We start from the raw sequence: 3,991 nt of genomic DNA on the forward strand, positions 1-3,991 counted from the left end.
TATTTTATCAGGATATCAAAGACACGGGCAAACCGTGACGCATTGCTGTCACCAAGCAGGTCAACCGGATTTTTATGTGACCAGAGATCAGGGAGCAGCCTGTTTAGCTCATCGTACACAACTTCAGGCAGATTGATCATCTCAAGCCCGTAGCTTTCTGCATAATCTGCTGCAAGAACCCCGAAACCTCCGGCATTGGTCAGGATGATCGTTCGTTTTCCCCGTGGGTACCCCTCTGATACCACCAGCCTTGCGATATCAAATGCTTCACTCAATGAATACGCAGGTATTACACCTGACTGTCTGAACGCAGCAATATATGTCTCAAAACTTCCGGCCAGCGATCCGGTATGTGACGATGCAGCCTCCTGTCCACGGACAGATGAACCGGATTTCAATGCAATGACCGGTTTTCTGCCACGCATCGTTGCAGCATATCGGATAAATTCCCGTCCGTCACGGATCTCTTCAACATACAGGATTATTGCATAGGTGGTCGGGTCCTGGTCCAGAACCTGCAGATACTCCATAAATCCCATGTCGCTCTGGTTTCCGACACTGATGACCGATGAAAATCCGATACGGCGTGAGATGGACCAGTCAAGGACGGTGGTGATGATCGCACCACTCTGGGAGATAAATCCAATCTGACCGGACAGGGGGGACTGGACATCAAAGGTGGCATTCAGTTCCAGTGGCGGGATGATAATCCCCAGACAGTTCGGACCGACAATCCTGATTCCTGTCTCCCGTGCAACACGAAGCAGCTCGTCCTCTATCTTTTTCCCTTCTTCCCCGGTCTCTCGAAAACCTGCGGTGAGAATGACCGCAACCTTCACTCCCCTGGATCCGGCCTCATGGATGATCTCAGGAACCTTTGGTGCAGGGATGGCAACAACAACCATCTCGACAGGTTCAGGAATATCAGAGAGGGTCTTATAAACCGGGATACCAAGGATATCCTCTGCCTGGGGATTGACCGGATACAGTTTTCCTTTAAAGTTCAGGAGGTTTCGAAAGACGGCATACCCGACCTTTCCCGGGTTTCGTGATGCACCTACAACCGCGATTGATTTCGGGTGCAGAATATCAGGAACCGGGGGCAGGACCGGTCGCTCCTGTACTACAGGCACTTCCCCTGACCGCACGTACATCCGTGCATCAACTGCATATGTTCCTTTCTCATAGAGTATGACCGGGTTTATATCAAACTCAATAATACGGTCATCTTCAAAGAACATCGTACCTGCTTTTTGCAGAAGTTCGACCAGGGCATCTTCATCAAGTGGTTTTCTCCCCCGAAATCCGGTGATGAGTTTATACCCGCTCATCTCCCTGATCATCTCCCGGTATTCATCAGGTGAGACCGGTAACACCCGCATGGAAAAGTCATGGAGTAATTCTACCAGGATTCCACCCATTCCGACGGTGATGATCTTCCCAAAGGATGGATCAATCCTTCCGCCAATGAGAAACTCAGTCCCTGAAGGGACCTCCTGAACAACCATGTATCCGGATATCTCTGCATCGGGAACTGCGGTTTTCACCCGGTTGTCCATCTGCAAAAGCGCGGTTTGAATGGCATCAGGACAGGAGAGATTCAGGGCCACTCCCCCTGCATCTGATTTATGAATTACCTGGGGTGAGACGACCTTGATAACAACCGGATATCCCAGTTTCTCTGCAGCCTTTAGTGCATCTTCATGGGAAGTGACAAATGAGTACTCCGGTATTGATATCCCATGCTCATGTAAAATCCGGTATCCTTCAAATTCAGGGAGGAGTTTTTTCTCCATGGTTTTTCCTGAAGGTGATTATAGAATACGAATAAGATAAGGGTTATCTCTCAGAGATTCCTGAGAAGTGCCTGGAAAATACCCTTACGGATGAGTTCTTTTGACACCGGGCCTTCTGGAAGGTCTACAATATCAGAAAGGAGGTGCCCGTTTATGTAGAATGTTGATGAATTCTCCTGAATGTTTTCTTCATAGGTATTATTGATATAAATCAGCTCCACACCGGAGACCATGAGTTCGGCGGACAGGTCATGTAATATCGTTGAGATAACTTCAGGGTCTTCAGGAGTTACACCTTTATGTTTCCATTCAACCCGGAGGGTGATCTTTTCAATTACGTCTCCTCCACAACCTGTACAACCCTGACATTTATCCGGTGTGCATCCGGAACCATTGATTTCAGTCATATTTTCCTCATATCAAAATTATTGCCCGGCTGGGCGGTGAGTGTTCTCTCATATGTGGGTCATATAAGGTCATGAGCATTCGTCTTTGATACAATTTATAAAAAACCAAAAGTGGGGGGTTAAAGGATAGGGATATATTGGGTATAGGTGTGTGCAGCTGTGGCTTCCGGAGCAGGTGTATACCGGGTGCGGAGATCCGGCATGTGGGGGGTTTGGGGGGTTATGTTTCAGGGGTACTGCTCCGGTGTGTTTCTGCACACTATACAGGTCATGTCCAGGGGTATTTGAAGTTTAATGAAACAGGGTGAAAGTGAAATTCGTCTGTTTCATGATTTTGAATGGGAGTTTTTACGGTCGTAATTTTTCTAATGGTGTCTGGTATGGCCTCTGAAAAAATGTGCTTCACTTTCGCGGAAGGCCTTCCTGGCAGGTATACAAAGGCTCAAACATGATGGATGAGAACCTGATACGAATACACCCGGAGATGATGGCCGAACAGATCATTCTGCATCTTGACATGGACTCTTTTTATGCCTCGGTGGAGATCCGGGACAATCCTGATCTCTCCGGAAAACCGGTAGTCATCGGTGCAGATCCCATGCAGGGGAGAGGTCGCGGGGTAGTAAGCACCTGTTCCTATGAAGCACGGGCATTTGGTATCCACTCCGCTATGCCGATATCACAGGCCTATCACCTCTGCCCTCATGCCATCTTTATCCCTCCCCGTATGGCTACGTATGCGCAGGTTTCAGCAATAATTATGCAGATACTGCGGGGGATAGCCGGAGAGATTGAGCAGGTTTCAATTGATGAAGCGTATCTTGATCTCACGTGTGACCGGTCATATGAACTGGCTGCACACCATGCAGCAACGATAAAGCAGGTGATAAAAAGCCAGGTCGGCCTGACCTGCTCTGTCGGAATTGCCCCTTCACGCATCTATGCAAAGATGGCATCCGAACAGCAGAAACCGGACGGGCGTACGGTTGTATCTCCTGATGCTCTCGAGTCATTCTTAAACCCGCTTCCCGTGCAATCAATTCCCGGGATAGGGAAAAAATCTGCGCAGGTCCTGATCAATGCCGGAATACAGACTATTGGTGATATTGCCCGGTGCGATATCCAGACATTACAGGATATGTTCGGTTCACATGCCGTCAGGCTTTATCAGATTGCCACTGGTCAGGATCGCGAAGGCCTTCGGAAATCAGGAAAAAGGAGATCAATCAGCCGTGAACATACCTTTTTACGGGATTCTACATCGCCGGATGAGATCCTGGGTTCAATGCATACAATGATTCTCTCCTTATGCCAGGAACTTGAGGAACAGAATATATACTCGCGCACCATTGGAATCAGGATCCGGTATACCGGGTTTATCACGAGAACAAAATCAGTAACCCTGATGCAGCCAACCCGTGAGGTCAGGGTGATTGAAAACGCAATAGACGGGCTTTTTGCAGATATGTGGGATATGACCCCGGTACGGCTTATTGGAGTGAGATTTTCCGGACTTGTTCATCCTGATCCGGTTCAGAGGTCGCTGTCTGATTTTTAACCTCCCGACAGGAAAAGAGCATGTGCTCACACAAGGATTGATAAATTTACTAAAGAGACATAGTAGTATGGGAGAGTCAGGGGGACATTTCGATAAGGGAAGATGGGTTGAGGATGCAGCTCCTGAACCATCTTCTGCAGACCAACAGGAAGATCCAGAAACCAGGCTCCGTTCTGCTGCAGGTCAGATCGGCCGGGGTATTGACGAATTACTGGCGGCAGGGAGCGATC

Annotated in this window: 3 protein-coding genes; 1 reads left to right on the forward strand and 2 read right to left on the reverse strand. The window is 48.6% G+C overall.

Annotated features, from left to right (window positions below; translation table 11 throughout):
* Positions 1 to 1,796, reverse strand: a 1,796-nt coding sequence (locus tag LDL35_RS14830) for an acetate--CoA ligase family protein (protein ID WP_304023873.1), incomplete at its 3' end; no start/stop codon positions are given.
* A 50-nt stretch (positions 1,797 to 1,846) separates the two neighbouring features.
* Positions 1,847 to 2,203, reverse strand: coding sequence for a hypothetical protein (locus LDL35_RS14835; RefSeq protein ID WP_304023875.1), 357 nt, complete (start codon positions 2,201 to 2,203; stop codon positions 1,847 to 1,849).
* Between the two features lie 397 nt (positions 2,204 to 2,600).
* Here LDL35_RS14835 and dinB point away from each other — a divergent pair, with 397 nt between their 5' ends.
* Positions 2,601 to 3,761 carry a DNA polymerase IV gene (dinB, locus tag LDL35_RS14840; protein ID WP_304023878.1) on the forward strand — a complete coding sequence of 387 codons (1,161 nt, stop codon included), beginning with the start codon at positions 2,601 to 2,603 and terminating at the stop codon, positions 3,759 to 3,761.
* Positions 3,762 to 3,991: the final 230 nt, after the last annotated feature.

Source organism: Methanospirillum hungatei, assembly GCF_020216685.1.
GTDB classification, from domain to species: domain Archaea; phylum Halobacteriota; class Methanomicrobia; order Methanomicrobiales; family Methanospirillaceae; genus Methanospirillum; species Methanospirillum hungatei_B.

Coding starts and splice junctions, on each gene's coding strand:
- LDL35_RS14835 (WP_304023875.1), bottom strand. CDS start 2,203: ATGACTGAAATCAATGGTTCCGGATGCACACCGGATAAATGTCAGGGT.